The organism is Endozoicomonas sp. YOMI1, from assembly GCF_024606345.1.
In the GTDB taxonomy this organism is placed as follows: Bacteria; Pseudomonadota; Gammaproteobacteria; order Pseudomonadales; family Endozoicomonadaceae; genus Endozoicomonas.
This window is the reverse complement of record NZ_JAHHPM010000319.1, coordinates 1-8,108: the sequence shown is the minus strand read 5'-3', so window position 1 is coordinate 8,108 and position 8,108 is coordinate 1. Positions and strand designations below refer to the sequence as shown.

At 47.1% G+C, this 8,108-nt stretch carries 8 protein-coding genes; 4 read left to right on the top strand and 4 right to left on the bottom strand.

Annotation, left to right across the window (positions count from 1 at the left end; all coding sequences use genetic code 11):
- Window positions 1-61: 61 nt before the first annotated feature.
- Window positions 62-1,414: a UDP-glucose/GDP-mannose dehydrogenase family protein gene (locus tag KDK15_RS11435; protein WP_257295485.1), complete on the bottom strand. Its 1,353-nt coding sequence runs from the start codon at window positions 1,412-1,414 to the stop codon at window positions 62-64.
- Between the two features lie 179 nt (window positions 1,415-1,593).
- On the opposite strand from KDK15_RS11435, the gene KDK15_RS11430 reads away from it, so the two are divergent.
- The 4 genes from KDK15_RS11430 to KDK15_RS11415 all read left to right on the top strand — a co-directional run bounded on the left by KDK15_RS11430 (window position 1,594) and on the right by KDK15_RS11415 (window position 5,103).
- Window positions 1,594-2,376: a glycosyltransferase family 2 protein gene (locus tag KDK15_RS11430; RefSeq protein ID WP_257295484.1), complete on the top strand. Its 783-nt coding sequence runs from the start codon at window positions 1,594-1,596 to the stop codon at window positions 2,374-2,376.
- 16 nt (window positions 2,377-2,392) lie between these two features.
- Window positions 2,393-3,529 carry a glycosyltransferase family 4 protein gene (locus KDK15_RS11425; RefSeq protein ID WP_257295483.1) on the top strand — a complete coding sequence of 379 codons (1,137 nt, stop codon included), beginning with the start codon at window positions 2,393-2,395 and terminating at the stop codon, window positions 3,527-3,529.
- Window positions 3,530-3,536: 7 nt separating this feature from the next.
- Window positions 3,537-4,622, top strand: coding sequence for a glycosyltransferase family 4 protein (locus tag KDK15_RS11420; RefSeq protein ID WP_257295482.1), 1,086 nt, complete (start codon window positions 3,537-3,539; stop codon window positions 4,620-4,622).
- Between the two features lie 301 nt (window positions 4,623-4,923).
- Entirely contained in the window at window positions 4,924-5,103 is a 180-nt protein-coding gene (locus KDK15_RS11415) for a hypothetical protein (protein WP_257295481.1), read from the top strand.
- A gap of 47 nt (window positions 5,104-5,150) precedes the next feature.
- Here the strand turns inward: KDK15_RS11415 and KDK15_RS11410 are convergent, their stop codons facing one another.
- From KDK15_RS11410 to rfaQ, 3 genes are read right to left on the bottom strand one after another with little or no spacing between them, the layout of a single operon-like run.
- Window positions 5,151-5,699, bottom strand: a complete 549-nt coding sequence (locus tag KDK15_RS11410; RefSeq protein WP_257295480.1) for a DapH/DapD/GlmU-related protein — start codon at window positions 5,697-5,699, stop codon at window positions 5,151-5,153.
- Between the two features lie 57 nt (window positions 5,700-5,756).
- Window positions 5,757-6,758 (bottom strand): hypothetical protein, encoded by a 1,002-nt coding sequence (locus tag KDK15_RS11405; protein ID WP_257295479.1) that lies wholly within the window; start codon window positions 6,756-6,758, stop codon window positions 5,757-5,759.
- A 33-nt stretch (window positions 6,759-6,791) separates the two neighbouring features.
- Window positions 6,792-7,925, bottom strand: a complete 1,134-nt coding sequence (rfaQ, locus tag KDK15_RS11400; RefSeq protein WP_257295478.1) for a putative lipopolysaccharide heptosyltransferase III — start codon at window positions 7,923-7,925, stop codon at window positions 6,792-6,794.
- Window positions 7,926-8,108: the final 183 nt, after the last annotated feature.

The window sequence follows — 8,108 nt, the reverse complement described above, 5'->3', positions numbered from 1 at the left end:
GCTATTCTCCTCAGAATCAGAAATTTTTATCCTCAATTTCTCGCAATCCTCGCTAAGGGCGCTATTCTCGAACAGCCTCCAAGCGGCCAATAGCATAGTAAGTGAAGCCCTTCTGTTTCATTCGTACTGGCTCGTACATATTACGACCATCAAAAATCACAGGCTCTTTCAATAACGCTTTCAGCTGGTCAAAGTCGGGAGCACGGAATTGACGCCACTCGGTGCAGATAACCAGGGCATCAGCGCCTTTAATTGCCGCTTGTTGTGTACCAGACAGTGTCAGGTCATCCCGAAGACCATAGATGCGTTGTGCCTCTTCCATCGCCTCCGGGTCATAGGCCTGCACTTGCGCACCGGCCTGCCAGAGTGATTCCATCAGCACACGGCTTGGCGCATCGCGCATATCGTCCGTATTGGGTTTAAATGCCAGCCCCCAGAGCGCGATGGTTTTACCTGCCAGCTGACCAGTAAAGTGCCTGCTGAGTTTGGTGAACAGAACATTTTTCTGCTGGGCATTGCGATCTTCAACGGCTCTCAGGATCAGCGGTTCAAAGTCAATGTCTTCTGCTGTTCTTTTCAGGGCCTGAACATCTTTCGGGAAGCAGGAACCACCGTAACCACAGCCAGGGTAGATAAAGTGGAAGCCAATCCGGGGGTCAGAGCCGATTCCCTGGCGTACCATCTCAATATCAGCACCCAGTCGTTCAGCCAGGCCCGCCATTTCATTCATAAAACTGATCTTGGTCGCCAGCATGCAGTTTGCTGCATACTTGGTCAGTTCCGCACTGCGGACATCCATAAAAATCATACGGTCATGGTTGCGGTTGAAAGGGGCGTAAAGCTCTTTCATGGTATCCGTTACATGATTGTTTTCAAGATCAGCACTGTCGGTACCGACCACAATTCGATCCGGTCTCATGCAGTCATTAACCGCCGCCCCTTCTTTCAGGAACTCAGGGTTAGAAGCGACCGAAAACTCAAGTTGAGCGCCTCGCTTCTGCAGGACTTCTGCCACTTTGGCGGCCACTTTATCGGCGGTGCCGACAGGGACCGTGGATTTGTTAACAATGATTTTCCGGTCATCCATATGCTGTGCAATAGTACTGGCCACAGCGAGGACATATTGCAAATCGGCAGAACCATCTTCATCCGGTGGCGTTCCCACGGCAATAAACTGCAATGTACCCTGGGCGATGCCCTCAGCGGCATCCGTGGTGAAGTGCAGCCGACCAGCCTGACTGTTCTCTTTGACAATAGATTCGAGCCCGGGCTCGTAGATAGGAATGATGCCGCGCTTGAGATTTTCAACCTTGTTTTGATCGATGTCGACACAGACAACATCATGACCCACTTCTGCCAGTACCGCAGCCTGTACCAGACCAACGTAGCCGATACCGAAAACTGTGACTTTCATAGTGAAGGGTTACCGTGGAAAATTAAGGGGAGTTATTCTAACTGAAAGCAAATCGGGCGGAAATGTCAGGCTGAAAAAGCCTGTCGTTTACTGGGTTCCACAAAGTCGATATTATTCGGCTATTTTGTTTGCTGGCTGGCTCTTCGAGACAGCTTTTGACAAAGCGAGCCGCGCCACTTATGTCTCAAGCGAATACCCTTTCTGTTGTCCTGATTGCCAAAAACAGCAGTGCTACCCTGGAGAGTAGCCTGAATTCCGTGCAATGGGCCGATGAAATCATTCTTCTCGATGCTGGCAGTACCGATGATACGGTTGAGATCGCCACCCGTTGTGGTGCCAGGGTTTATCAGCACACTGACTGGCAGGGTTATGGCAGGCAGCGCCAGATTGCCCAGCAATATGCGACATCTGACTATATATTGATGCTGGATACGGATGAGCAGGTAACCGATGAACTCAAGGCGAGCATTTCAGAAGTGCTGTCAAAACCGCTTCAAGTCAATAAAGTGTATTCCTGTGCCCGTCGTAACTGGTTTCTTGGCCGCTATATGATGCATTGTGGCTGGTATCCGGATCGAGTCCTGCGCCTCTATCTAAATAACGAGAGAACCTATAACAGCAACCTGGTGCACGAATCCGTTGATACTGCCGGAGCTGAAGTGATCAACCTCCGGGGTGACCTGCTGCATCGTACCTGTGATGACTACATGCAGTTTCAGCAGAAGCAACTGGTATACGCCCGAAGCTGGGCCGAAGAGCGTTTTTTGCAAGGCAGGAAAGTCGGTCTGGGATCGGCATTTGGCCATGCGCTGGGTGCGTTTATTAAAACCTTTTTACTGAGAAAAGGCTTCCTTGATGGCGGCCACGGGCTCCTCCTCTCACTGGTGGTTACCCAGTATACCTTCAATAAATATGCTGCGCTCTGGGCTATGGGCAAGACCCGTAAGCAGGCCGGTGAATAACGGGGCACCTGAGTTTATGATCAAGCTTGCTATTGTCAGACAAAAATACCGGCCCGATGGCGGTGCCGAGCGTTTTGTGGCATCGGCTTTGTCGGCACTCTCTCAGCAAAAAGCAGAGCAGCAGCAACTGGATATTACCGTATTAACCCGACAGTGGCAGGGTATAAAGAACCCTTCTTTTCATGTTGAGATTTGCAATCCGTTTAAATGGGGCCGTGTCAGCCGTGAACGAGGTTTTGCCAGGGCAGCACAAAAACACTTCCCCAGTTTTGATATTGTTCAGAGCCATGAACGCATTCCGGGTTGCACCATTTATCGTGCTGGTGATGGTGTTCATAAATGCTGGTTGGCACATCGCTCGAGAATCATCCCTGAAGCTCAAGCCAAGCGAATGAAAAATGATCGCTTTCACCGTTATGTGATGGATGCGGAGAAGCAGATGTTTGAGCATCCGAGGTTGAAAGCGGTTATCTGTAACTCCCATATGGTGAAAGAGGAAGTCTGCCGGGAGTTTGCCATCAAGCCAGAGATTGTTCACGTTATCTACAACAGTGTTCATCAGGAAAAATTTAATCCTGCCCTGAAACAGGCTGAAGGATTGGCAGTCCGGGAAACATTGGGAATTGAAGCAGATGCAGCGGCGATGCTGTTTGTGGGTTCCGGGTTTGAGCGGAAAGGCCTGGCAGCCTCATTGGAAGCCGTTGCAGCAACAAAAGCGCACCTGATTGTTGTTGGCAAAGACAAACAGGAAGAAATATATCAGCAGAAGGCCCGTGATCTGGGCTGTGCTGAGCGTGTTCATTTTATGGGGATGCAGAACGACAGTAGTCGTTTTTATGGTGCTGCCGACGGCTTTATTCTGCCCACGATTTATGACCCTTTTCCGAACGTTATTCTGGAGGCCATGGCAGCAGGCCTTGGCGTGATCACCAGTACCAGCTGTGGTGGAGCGGAGATTATTGAGGAAGGACAAAATGGCTACTGCTGTGATGCCCTGGATATACCCGCTTTATCCTCTGCCATCAACGCATTTACTGATCAAGGCCATGCCGAGAGCCTGGGTATGATGGCTCGGGAAACCATTAAACCATTCACTTCAGAACGGCTTACGAACCAGTTGTTGTCTCTGTATAGCCAGATATTGAATACTTGAGAAAAGCATGAAAATTTTACATACAGAGTCATCCTGTGGATGGGGTGGTCAGGAAATCAGAACCCTGACTGAGTCTGAAGGGATGATTGAACGTGGCCAACAGGTCACCATCGCCTGTCCTGAACACTCAAAAATCTATGAGGCGGCTTTGAAAAGAGGTATTCCGGCGGTTGCCCTGCCGATTCAGAAAAAGAAGCTATCTTCTTTATGGGCAATGCATCAATACCTGTCGGCAAATCACTTTGATGTGATTAACACCCACAGTTCTACCGATAGCTGGCTGGTTTCGCTCTGTCTGGCCTGGAAAAAACATCGGCCCAGAATTGTACGAACCCGTCATTTATCAACAGCAGTACACAACAATCGAAGTACATTGTGGCTATACAACAAAGGGAATGACTTTATTGTCACCACTGGTGAGCAGTTGCGACAAACATTGCATAGCCACAATGGTATTCCACTGGAAAAGATGAAATCGATTCCTACCGGTATTGATCAATCGCGCTTTGTGCCGGCTGATAACAAAAAAGAAATTCGCCAGACACTGGGTTTACCTGTGGATAAAACCATTGTTGGTATTCTTGCAACCCTGCGGTCCTGGAAAGGGCATGAATATCTGATCAATGCTTTTGCGCAGTTATCCAGGGACGATATACATCTGCTGATTGTTGGTGACGGTCCACAGTTTGAAAATGTTCAACAACAAGTTTCAGAGCTTGGTATTTCAGATAGGGTAACCATGGCTGGTAATCAGGAGAATGTAGTTCCCTGGCTTCAGTCGATGGATATTTTCTGTCTTCCCTCCTATGGTAATGAAGGGGTTCCACAGGTAATCATGCAGGCTATGCTGTGCAAGCTCCCGATTATATCTACTAATGTTGGTAGTATTCTTGAGGTTCTCCATCCGGGGGAAAATGGGCTGTTGGTTAAGACCAAAGATGTGGATAGTGTTCGAGGCACCCTTGAAACATTGATTAATGACTCTGAAATGAGAGAAAAATATGCAAAGGCTGGCTTTGAGTTTGCGTTAACTAGCTGCACTAAGAAAAAGATGGTTGATGATATGGAGTCAGTATTCAGGAGTTGTGATTAGTTTATTTCGAGCAGATTCAGCTGAAATTTATGTCTTGGTCTTTACAAAAAGTTAGTAAGTTGACGTATAATTTGCGACATTTTGCGCAATCAGGATCTACCTACTTATGAAACCCTATATGCCGGTTGTTGCCGATATCCTTAATGCGAGAAAACCCAAACGCATATTGGATGCGCCTTCAGGCAGTGGTTGGCTCAGGTCTATGCTACGGTTCGAACGCTGCATCTTTTTTTGACGCTGGCGGGTTATGAAAATATAAGACTTCACGACTTGCCTCAGGAGCGAAAACCTCGGCATTTTTATGAGCGTATTTTGGCAGTCCCTCAGCGAACTTATTGCCGAAATAAGGCTAAAAAAGCATCATCAGCTGAAGAGGGTCAGTTCTGGCAAGATGCTGGAAGTGATCAATCAACACTGGGGCGGCGACTGGTTGTTTCGGCAACCTCTAAGCAATGGTGTATTCAGTAGCCAGTGGGATTGATGCAATATGAATATTAAGAATTGAAAATATAGCAACGATTTTCTCTGCTATATGAAGATTTTCCTCTTGTCCGAATTGGCCTCAGGATCCTCATAGCATCGTTTTTCGTGAATTAATACTTCCAGCTTATTCTGGTTTCTCTGTTTAATGACTTGAGCCGGGTTTCCACCTACTACGCTATAAGGAGGGGTATCTTTCACAACAACACTGCCAGCAGCGACTATTGATGCATCACCAATGGTTATTCCTGGCATAATCATCACGTTACGACCTATCCAGCAATACCTGCCAATATTGACGGGCTTTCTGACCATACGATTGTCGTAAGGCAGAAACTTAAGGTCATTTTCATCATAAAAATGATTGCTGGTTATGATAGTGCATAGAGGTGCCAGTACTGAGCCACGGCCTATAAAAACACCACCACTGCCGTCAATATAGGCTTGGCCAAGGATTTTGCAGTGATCATCAAGCACGATGTTTTCAGTGTGAAGGTACTTTGAATCCAGTTCTTTAAATTGAACATTCACGCCAAGTTTTTTGAACTTCTTTTTACGGTACTTAAAGAAGATAGCCAGCTTTTTGTATAAGCTCATAGTCGTTTCAGGCCTTGGCAAGATAGTAAATGGAAAGCAAAAGGCCCCGGCAATAGGTTAGATATGCCGGGAAATGGTCCACTTGTGGGTTGATTTACTGAACCGGTTAAGTATTCTCCTCCGAGAATAGTTGATCAGCCTCTCTGCCTTGCCGGTTTTTTTCCAGCGTTCAAACTCTGGAGTAACAAACTCCTCCATTCTGACCCAGTAAGACAGTACTGATGGTTCACTGTAGTCCTGGGCAAGTTTCTGGCCTTCTGTCGCAAGTTCTGAAAAAAGCTCAGGATGTTCCCGTAAACGGTCAATAATTGCCAGAACACCATTGACTGTAGTGGCGTGTAAAACGGCTTTATTACTGTTAAATGCAGCCGTTATGGCAGGCTCGTCGCCTGTAATGCATAACGCTCCAGCAAGCCAGGCATTGGTGGCTTTATTGACGGGTTTGATTTTTAGTAGCTCTACCGGCACATCCCGGACAGCAATCACAATATCTACGTTGGAGTAATCGTGCCACTCAACGCTATCGTTGCTCTTTCCTTTGATAATGAACTCGATACCGCGCTTTTTCAGTTCGGACAAAAATGCTTCGGACTGGAATGCTTTCCCCAGGTTTCGCTTGGGCTGACCAAAAAATGCCACTGTTTTGATGCTATTTCCGCGTTGGCTTTCACGTAAGACCAGCCCGGGCTGTGGCCATTGAGGTACATAGATTTCGTTGCTTTTGCCCGTATGAATTAGGTTCTGATGCAATACAAAGTGACCAAATTCCGGGTAGTGAGCATCTGTTCTGCAGGCTACATAGAAATAGTCGGCAAAGGTGTTTTTGGGGCGGGATTTAACACCATCAATGACATTGATTTTGTCTAAACAAGCCCCACTACCCAAGGTTACTTTATAGCCTGCGTTGCGAAAATGCAGGTAAGTTAATAGTACCCAAATATCTTCTCCCGTAATAATCCGGTTTTTGATATCTGCAGGTGTGGGTAGGTCACCGGACAGTAGATCCTGCCAGCGATCTGTATCATTCAGGACGAAATGAAGGTTTGATGGTTTGCTCATTATCAAGTATCTGAGTTGAAAAATGTGGCTCAACTATATTGCACCAGCAGTCAGCTGGACAGTATCTGCGGTATGGGGTGTCTGTTGACTTTTTGACAGCTTCTCCAGCTCATTATCAAGCTCTGTTATAACCTGAGGAATGGAGATCGCCATCATTCCTCTTGATAGCTTTCTGTCACCGTCAAAGTAGAGTTCCATGTTGTCATTCGATATGACGCAGTGAATGCCATTATGCTGAACACCTGTCATCAGCCGGTAGTTGCTTCCCTGTTTATTGTCCCAGGGGCCCCAGAGGTTTGGTTCACTGGCTCCGAAAAGTGCAACTACAGGTGTATCTGTAGAAGCAGCAATGTGCATGGGGGCTGAGTCAATACCAAAAAACATACTGGCTTTTGATGTCAGGTAAGCATAAGCCTGCAGGTTAACTGGTTGTGGCAGTTGGAAAGGCTTTTGCTGGCAGTGGCTGGCAATTTCCTCTGCCATGCGGACTTCTTTAGGGTCGGAAGACGTCGTTAAAAGAACGGGTTTTAGCCATTTTTTCTGGATATGGTCGATACACTGAGCAACTTTGCCCGAGTCCCAGCACTTGTACATCCATCGTGAAACCGGGTGGACGACCACAAAACCTTCATTTAGCTCTAGTTTGGACAATAGTTCGTCGATCATCTCTTCATGATCTTTCCGCCAGCCCAAGGTGACTTTCTTTATTACTTTCCGGGAATCGATAGCCTCAGCAAATTGCAGGTCTTTCTGAACCGTAGGGATACGTTGCTGGCTATTGAATGTCGTATCAAAACGAGCAAGCCGGTTGATCAATGTCGGCTTTTTAATGTACCCCATTCGCCGGGATGCTCCCGAAAGAGCACTGATGATATAACCTCGATCTCCTTCAGTAAGGTTAATAACGAGGTCGTACTGCCCTTTAAACTGCCAGTAAAACTCAATTTCCGTGCGAATACGCTGCCAGAAGGTTTGCTTGTTCTTCTTGCCTCGGGAATAGGGAATTACCTTATCCACATGGGGATTATCGGCTACTACTTGAGTACAGAAATCGTTAACAGAAACATGAAGCTCCGAGTCAGGATAGATTGCTTTCAAGCTGGCAAACAGTGGTGTTGAAAGCAAAACATCACCGAGATTACGAAACTTGGTCACCAGGATTTTCATACGCAAAACCTTGCTGTTGTCACCATGAAGATGCTTATAACAAATTTCACTCTACCTTCATGGCTTTCAAGCGAGAGTATAGATCAGTGGAAATTATAACGGCAGCAGAAAGCAGGCTTCTTGCCGCTACTAGGAGGCTGTCCGAGAATAGCGCCCGTCTAGGCGACCCCGTAGCGAGGACGG